Source organism: Bradyrhizobium sp. SBR1B (assembly GCF_014198205.1).
Taxonomy (GTDB): Bacteria; Pseudomonadota; Alphaproteobacteria; order Rhizobiales; family Xanthobacteraceae; genus Bradyrhizobium.
Map to the genome: position 1 here is coordinate 1 of NZ_JACIHC010000056.1, position 6,182 is coordinate 6,182.

The 6,182-nt window shown below is 60.6% G+C and carries 11 protein-coding genes; 3 read left to right on the forward strand and 8 right to left on the reverse strand.

What is annotated here, in order from left to right; all coding sequences use genetic code 11:
• The 7 genes from GGD61_RS39820 to GGD61_RS39850 all read right to left on the reverse strand — a co-directional run.
• Positions 1–498: hypothetical protein (locus tag GGD61_RS39820; protein ID WP_183232513.1), on the reverse strand; the 498-nt coding region annotated here is incomplete at its 3' end.
• A gap of 95 nt (positions 499–593) precedes the next feature.
• On the reverse strand, positions 594–911 hold the full coding sequence (locus tag GGD61_RS39825) for a hypothetical protein (RefSeq protein WP_183232514.1): 318 nt from the start codon (positions 909–911) through the stop codon (positions 594–596).
• A gap of 96 nt (positions 912–1,007) precedes the next feature.
• Entirely contained in the window at positions 1,008–1,406 is a 399-nt protein-coding gene (locus GGD61_RS39830) for a hypothetical protein (RefSeq protein ID WP_183232515.1), read from the reverse strand.
• A gap of 651 nt (positions 1,407–2,057) precedes the next feature.
• A complete protein-coding gene (locus GGD61_RS39835) occupies positions 2,058–2,942 on the reverse strand; it encodes a nucleotidyl transferase AbiEii/AbiGii toxin family protein (protein ID WP_183232516.1) in 885 nt (294 codons plus the stop codon).
• Positions 2,935–3,576 (reverse strand): type IV toxin-antitoxin system AbiEi family antitoxin domain-containing protein, encoded by a 642-nt coding sequence (locus GGD61_RS39840; protein ID WP_183232517.1) that lies wholly within the window; start codon positions 3,574–3,576, stop codon positions 2,935–2,937. The genes GGD61_RS39835 and GGD61_RS39840 overlap by 8 nt, the downstream gene beginning before the upstream one ends.
• A gap of 83 nt (positions 3,577–3,659) precedes the next feature.
• Complete coding sequence (locus GGD61_RS39845) at positions 3,660–4,097, reverse strand: hypothetical protein (protein WP_183232518.1); 438 nt, start codon at positions 4,095–4,097, stop codon at positions 3,660–3,662.
• Positions 4,098–4,110: 13 nt separating this feature from the next.
• The gene (locus GGD61_RS39850) at positions 4,111–4,335 is read right to left on the reverse strand and encodes a hypothetical protein (protein WP_183232519.1); all 225 of its coding nucleotides are present in this window, start codon (positions 4,333–4,335) and stop codon (positions 4,111–4,113) included.
• 110 nt (positions 4,336–4,445) lie between these two features.
• Between GGD61_RS39850 and GGD61_RS41390 the strand changes: the two genes are divergently transcribed.
• From GGD61_RS41390 to GGD61_RS39860, 3 genes are all read left to right on the forward strand, one after another.
• The gene (locus tag GGD61_RS41390; protein ID WP_283814600.1) at positions 4,446–4,568 is read left to right on the forward strand and encodes a hypothetical protein; all 123 of its coding nucleotides are present in this window, start codon (positions 4,446–4,448) and stop codon (positions 4,566–4,568) included.
• Positions 4,565–5,128, forward strand: a complete 564-nt coding sequence (locus tag GGD61_RS39855; RefSeq protein ID WP_183232520.1) for a hypothetical protein — start codon at positions 4,565–4,567, stop codon at positions 5,126–5,128. The genes GGD61_RS41390 and GGD61_RS39855 overlap by 4 nt, the downstream gene beginning before the upstream one ends.
• 242 nt (positions 5,129–5,370) lie before the next feature.
• The gene (locus GGD61_RS39860; protein WP_183232521.1) at positions 5,371–5,667 is read left to right on the forward strand and encodes a hypothetical protein; all 297 of its coding nucleotides are present in this window, start codon (positions 5,371–5,373) and stop codon (positions 5,665–5,667) included.
• A gap of 42 nt (positions 5,668–5,709) precedes the next feature.
• On the opposite strand, the gene GGD61_RS39865 is transcribed toward GGD61_RS39860, so the two are convergent.
• The gene (locus GGD61_RS39865; RefSeq protein WP_246786219.1) at positions 5,710–5,982 is read right to left on the reverse strand and encodes a hypothetical protein; all 273 of its coding nucleotides are present in this window, start codon (positions 5,980–5,982) and stop codon (positions 5,710–5,712) included.
• Between the last annotated feature and the right edge of the window lie 200 nt (positions 5,983–6,182).

Here is a 6,182-nt window from a genome sequence, read left to right on the forward strand (position 1 = left end):
CTCCGCGCCAGCTCCCGTCGCTACCACCGCCCAACTGGGCAAATCCAATGGCTTGAGCGAACTCAGAACTGGATAAAATCTGGGGGCAAGGTCAACGAGATAGAATTGCAGGACATAGTGCTGCAATTCCTCAATGGTCCGATCCGACCACAATTGGCGTAATTTCTGAAGGATGATTTCTTTTCCGAACGGCGTTCGGGCCTGCTCGAGGCAATACTTCCAATTCGCCCAATGCGCCTCGTTCAGGATTTCTCGCAGGCAGGTGGCGCGTTGGCGCTCCCACGTCGGCTCCGAAGCAATCCTCTCCAAGGCCGGCGTTAGATAATGGCGTCGATAATATTCGACGAGCGAGATTTGGACGCCTTCCCAGCGAACATGCGGATCTTGCATGGCCCGGACCAACTCCGCAGGAGCCGGCGGCTGACGGATCATGGATTCGCAATATGCAAAGAGATCGGGACGGCTCAAGGCGCGACGTCCGCCGGCTGTTTTCGCCATCAACCAAAGGTTCTTGCCTATCCCCATACGTTGAGAATACCGGAAATTGCAATCAGGGAAAGGCGCTCCTTCAGGCCGGCGGCTAACTTGGCGGCCTAGGAACGAGGCGGTCCAGGCGGAAACCTGTTCAATCCTTCAGGCCGCGCGTAACCGGTCTTGTTGAATATTTCCCCGAAGAAGGCCAGCAACGCCCCGTCGATCTCCGCTGCCTCGGCCGAGCCGAGCTCGAATTGCACGATGGCTTCGTCGAATTGGATCGGCCCCCGAATGTCGCGCTGATCGACGCCGAGATGCGCGACAGCGAACGGCACGTTCTTATGGAGCGCACGATAAAAACCCTGCTCAAGCGTAAGCACGGGAATGAGCCGCAGCGGGATGTCTGCCGGGCGCCATGCGCGCTCGCGAACGATCACCGTATCGGTGAGGCTCCAGAGCTCGCCATTCTGAAAGATTTGCGTCGCCCATCGTAGGGGCGCTGGCCCCATCCGGTAACTGCCCGCGGGATCGTATTAGATGGCCCCGTAGGCGTTCACCGTCGAAAGGCCACCGTGGCCGGTTGCCCGTATCATTTCGGACTGATCGACGCATGCGTGGAGGCTCGACAGCGTCAGCGGTTTTTCCCGGCGCTCCATGGGAACGATACGCATGTAGCCATCGGGGGCGCCTGCGAAGGCAAACCGGACCTGGTCGATGTCGGGCACGCCGACCTCGGCGAGCACCTCGCCTTGCGTGAAGTAACTACCCTTGCTGAAGGTCGAGGTTTTTCGCAGGAAGGCAGGCTTTGCCTTCCGCCCCTGACCCTCACCGCCATCCAACCCTGAAAGGATATCGAAGGCGACAGCGCTGGCGGCATCGGCTGCGCGCTGTTGCGACCCTGCCTTGTCGGCGTTCGCCTTGCCGGACAACAAGTCCGAGATGCCGCGGATGACGACGCCCTGCGTGGGGTGATTGATATGCACCCCCCTTCAGGAATCCACTGCCTTCCATCTCGACGGCGACGGCATCGCCGTAATGTTCTTTGATCAGCTTCGCGGTGGCGGCCTTTTTTGAAGCGACGACCTTCTCGCCCGCCGCGATCGGCGTGACGAAAAACGCGGGGTCTGCGTGCTTGACCGCAGGATCAAGCCGCCACTTCCAGTCGCTTCCCTGGCGGATGACGCGGGCGCGCTGCTCCAGCGCATGCGCTGTGTTCTGAACGTCGGGACGCGGCTGGAAGCCTTTGGCGGTGTCCTTGCCGGACTCGTAACCGTAGACCTTGGTTGCGACCACGACGTCGGCAAGACGGCGCGCGTCTCGACCTCAAGGGCGGTGACGATGACGGCAGCGGCAGATGGGCGTTTTGGCACTCGGCAGGCTCGGTGGGTAAGGGGATAGGGCTAAATATATAGGTGACCGTTTGGCTTCGCCTAGCGATATTCGCGATCATGCCGGTCATCGGCATGTGGGTGATCGGCCAGCACGTGCTGGTGCCGATGCGGATCATGATCGTGATGCTGATCGTCTGGTGCTGCTGCTGATCATCATGATGATCTTCGGCATGATCATCATGGTCTTCCCCGCTAGGTCGCCTTCTCGCCGTCCTCGAGGGCCAGGGCTTCCTTCGCCCGCGGCATCAAGAACTCTGCGAGCGCTTTTGCCACATCCGTCAGCGCGCCCGGATCGACCGCGACCTGCTTGGTGAAGGCTGCCCATTGATCCTTCTTGCCAGCGTCCTCGGTGAAGGCGGCTGTGAAAGCGACCGGCAGGGCGGTCGGAATCTCCGTCCTGCGGCGGGCGAAGGTCGCCTTGATCGCGCGCGCCAGCGCATCACCCTCGAACTTGTATGAACCGATCAGGACCCATACGTCGTACAAGTCCTTGAGGCGGCTGTTGGCGAGGCCGAGCGCGACCATCGCCTGGAATTTCTCGGCGACAACGGTTTCACGTGGGTATGACCGCAGTTTCGGCGCTGGAAAATCCAGCAATACGGGCAAGTCGGTTTCCTGCACACCGGGCTCGATGGCGTCGCCGAACGCGATGTCGATCACGACACGGACGCGGGCGTTGACGACGGTGGCGTTGCCCTTGATCCGGACACCGCCATATTCGGTTTCTTCGCGGATGGCCTCGACAACAAAGCTCTTTGGATCGAAGACGACGCCGTCGGCCGCGTCGACGGCGGCAATCTCCTTGAAGATCGCGAGCAGCGCGTCGGGATCAGGATCGCCCGAGCCGAGGAGATCGAGGTCGCGCGTTGGGCGGAATTCGTTGTCGACCCACGTCGACAGCAGCACCGCGCCTTTGAGGATGAAGCGTTCGCGATAGTCGGTGGAGCCGAGGCGATAGAGGAGCCGCTCCAGCACATAGCGCGTGAGAAGGAGATCGAAGGGCTGCTTGCGCTCTCGCGAGAGGGTGAGCAGACGGTCGCGAACCGAGGCGCCGACATTCTTAGGTGGGTTAGCCATTGGCAGTCATGGCCTCAAGATAGGGTTGCATCGCTTTCCAGACCCCGGCCTTGCGCGCGAAATCCGCGATTTCGGACGCCTTGGCTTTGCGGGTACGGAGCGCCTCTCGCAGGCCTTCGAGTGCGAGATTGAGGCCGGTGCTATGACGATAGCGCGTCCCGGCACTTCGCCGGTAGCGAAAAAGGTCGACCACAGTCTTGGCGGGACTAAATATCTTTACCGGACACCCTTCGATGGTATGGATTTGGACGCCTTCGTGAAGCCGCTCGGGGTTGAAGCGAACGAACTGCATGGGTGGGTTGGTGGCCTGCGGTTCGCGGTCCTTGGGACCGATGGCCATCCAGACCATGGAGGGCATGACGTCGGTGAGGTCGTGGAAGGCAAGCGCCGAGGTCAGCGCGATGACGCCTTTCGGCACGCGCTTGGCGGCTTCGGCAAGGGAGTGGTGGGTCTCGATGGGCGCGTCGGGGAGTTGGTAGAGACCGCGCCCGAGTTGGACGACGAGACCATTTTGCTTCATGCGGGCAATGGTCGCTGTCGAGACGCCTGCGGTGGCGAGTTCGGAAGGGCGTGCGATTCCGCGCTCCTTGAGAAGAGCGATCGCGCGATCCTGTTGTGTCGAGAGCTTAGCCATGGGTCATGATCTAAGTTGTCGGATATAACATATTTATATCCGACATTTTGTATCATATGGAACTTCAGCTAACAATCGGTAAATTACCACGCAACCTCCTGATAAGTGTAGCCTTCTATGAACAACATCCGATGGGGACGGCTGGTTTGGCGGGGGGCGATGGGGGTGGGGGACCCGGCCATGCTGGCCGCGATGCTGTCCATGACGGCCTGATGCCAGTCTGATTTGAACAGATGGCCATAGCGATCCATGTCACCTGCAAGCTTGAGTGGCTCGCGAAGGTCTGCACGGCTTTTGGCGGGAGCCCGGCTTCGATCCAGCACGAGATCGCAAAATGCCGGAGCGCGTGCCAGTTGAAGATTTCCAATGGCTCGTTGCGACGCTCTTCGTCCACGCGCGGCCAATCGGGCAAACCGCGGCTGGAAGTAACGCTTCACGAGGTTCTCGTGATCCTTGTAGGTGCCCTCCCCGTTCGGGAAGATGAGATCGTCCTTGCCGGGGAACGCGTCTCGCCGCGCCACTCGCGAAGAAGGGTCAACATGCCCTCCCCGAGCGGATGGTCCGCAGGCCCGCGACGGTCTTGGGCATATCCTCGTTCCCATAAGAATCGACACGGCTCTCGATGCTGAGTTCGCAGCGGTCGAAGTCCACGTGCCGCCAGCGCAAGGCATGTAATTCCCCGGCGCGGACGCCTGTCGCGGCGGCGAACATCAATTCAGCGCGGAATTCCCCTTCGGCAAGCGCGATGAGCTGCCGCATGATCTTCTTGCTCGGCGGCGTGACCCTCAAGCGCTTGAAAGACCGTTGCGCGTTCCGACATAACATAAGTGAGCCGACATACGGGAGACATCCCCATGCGGGAGGTTGGAATGACTGTGAGGAATCCGCGATATGACGGGCTCCATGTGTTCAAGCTCGATTCGAACGCGATGCAGCCCGGCGACGTCATCGTGACCCGTAACGCAGAGGCAGCGACGGCAAAAGGAAGATGACGTCCAACCTGATCGCATTCGTCTCGCGGGGGAACTACAGCCACGCGTTGATGTGTACCGTGTCACCGACGCTCATCGAGGCGATCGGCGACGGGGTCACGAACCTGAACGCGCAGAATTGCTTCGTTCACGATCTCAAGCACATCCGTGTCCTTCGCTATTCCGCCCCCGCCATCGCGCGGGCGGCCGCAAGCGCTGCGATGCTATTTTTTTCAAAGGGCTATTCGGTGCCGCGCGCCGTTGCATCGGTGCTGCCGGATGCGCCGCGGTTCCGGCCAAAGGACGACGGCATCTTCTGTTCCGCACTTGTCGCAGCCGCCTTTCGCACCGCTGGTGCGCCGGAATTCGCGGCGGTCAAACCCATGAGAGTGACACCCGCGTGGCTGCAAAATTCGCCACACTTCCCTGACGTCACCGACGATCTCTGCCGACGTATCTTGTCGCCCAATAACATCGAGGAAATGAATGCGCTTGACGGCGCCCGAATGCCCTCCCCCATGGCGGGCCAGTCGGCGCTCTTTCGGTCTTATTTCCGGCAGGTTATGCGAGCCTATCGATGAACTCATGACCGCGCATCCGACGTTGACCGACCATAAGCCAACAAACTTCTTCGAATGTTTGCGCTTGGGACGCGCCTAGTCGTCGGGCGCGTCCCCTAGGCGCAACGCACTGCCTCATCAGCGCGCTTTGCAGGGCCGCAAGTTGGCTACCGGATGGAGAGGAAGAAAGGGAAGTAAAACGGAAAGCGAGAGTTATTGATGCGCTTGCGTTTGAGCTGCTTTCCGAAGGCAAGCTTCAGGCGATGGAGGATGCAGCCGAAGCCCGCGACGAGGAAAGCATCCACTACACCCTGAGTGAATCGTTCAAACCTGATCCCGACATCAACTTAGACGATACGGTTGGAATGATCCGCGCGACGAGGACCCAGATCATCTCGCGCTCGTCGATCCTGAATGATCCCGAGCGGCCGCCGGGCCATTCGATGGCCTGGGACGAGTGGGAGAGACACACACGGCGATCCCTAGCTTACTTCGAGAGGCGACTTAGCGCGCTCACCGAGGCATTGGACCGAGCCTTTCCCTCCGCCCCGAAGGCTTGAAAAGATCGTTGTGCAGAGCGCGAGGGAAGGCGGGGCGGCTAGCTAATCTTCGAAATCGTTGTCGTCCGGCGCCATGCCGTCTCGCCACGAACTCACATCGACCGCGTACTCGGTCCCGCTGAAAGCCATGTTGAGCGGATCGTCTAGCGAGACTTGGATATCGCAATGGAAGGGAAAGGATAAATCGGCTTCGGCTCCATCGCCGCGCCGCATGTCCGAATTCGATCCCCATTGCAGACCGACCGCGATCGTCCCCGTCGCGCGGTACGTAACGAAGTGCGCACCGATTGTGTTGCGGCGTGGGGTCTCAACCATGATCGGCGTGGGGGTCCCATCATTTCAATTCAATGAAATCAATGGCCTGAAGGGGGCCCGACGACGCCGATGGGGGGCATTTTTCGATCAGCATTCACAGCCTAACCGCGTTTCGAGTTCCCGAGGTGCGGGCGCCACCGGAAGCTGCTACCTTTCCGCTGTCGACCGCGGGCCGCGGCCGCCGGAGCAACGACGCTCCC

Bases quoted from the DNA above. Each gene is read 5' to 3' on its own strand.
- GGD61_RS41390 (WP_283814600.1), top strand. From the start codon at position 4,446: ATGACTGTGAGGAATCCGCGATATGACGGGCTCCATGTGTTCAAGCTC.
- GGD61_RS39835 (WP_183232516.1), bottom strand. From the start codon at position 2,942: ATGGCTAACCCACCTAAGAATGTCGGCGCCTCGGTTCGCGACCGTCTG.
- GGD61_RS39860 (WP_183232521.1), top strand. From the start codon at position 5,371: ATGGAGGATGCAGCCGAAGCCCGCGACGAGGAAAGCATCCACTACACC.
- GGD61_RS39840 (WP_183232517.1), bottom strand. From the start codon at position 3,576: ATGGCTAAGCTCTCGACACAACAGGATCGCGCGATCGCTCTTCTCAAG.
- GGD61_RS39855 (WP_183232520.1), top strand. From the start codon at position 4,565: ATGACGTCCAACCTGATCGCATTCGTCTCGCGGGGGAACTACAGCCAC.
- GGD61_RS39865 (WP_246786219.1), bottom strand. From the start codon at position 5,982: ATGGTTGAGACCCCACGCCGCAACACAATCGGTGCGCACTTCGTTACG.
- GGD61_RS39850 (WP_183232519.1), bottom strand. From the start codon at position 4,335: ATGCGGCAGCTCATCGCGCTTGCCGAAGGGGAATTCCGCGCTGAATTG.